The following is a 333-nucleotide window of genomic DNA, read 5'->3' as shown; positions in this document are numbered from 1 at the left end:
ACCTTAAGCTACACACAATCAAAACAAATAGATGAACAAGGAAATATCCTGGCCAATCATTATTTAGATTACACAACTGATATTGATAAAGAAAAATGGAAAAGTTCTTATTTTCGAAAAGGGATAGATGAAATACAAGATACATTACTTATCAAGAACACCATACCTAATGTCTCCAGTGTAGTTTTTAAAAACATAGATATAAAAACTACAGAAAAACAAGTAGAAAAGTTTAAAGTAGCTGGTGATTGGTTTTTCTATGTTTCTATTCTTAAAGAGGGGAACATTTATTTCAATCCAAAACCACTAAACTATCATAGACGACATACAAAT

General features: G+C 29.1%; 1 protein-coding gene. It reads left to right on the top strand.

The genetic code is table 11. The annotated features are described in order from the left end of the window. Nucleotides 1-333, top strand: a 333-nt coding sequence (locus ACSG5Z_RS29865; RefSeq protein WP_503827179.1) for a glycosyltransferase family protein, incomplete at both ends; no start/stop codon positions are given.

Origin of the sequence: Bacillus pretiosus (genome assembly GCF_051294775.1) — a bacterium.
Lineage (GTDB): Bacteria > Bacillota > Bacilli > Bacillales > Bacillaceae_G > Bacillus_A > Bacillus_A wiedmannii.
Note: the sequence above shows the minus strand (reverse complement) of the source record. Positions and strands in the feature narration are given on the sequence as shown.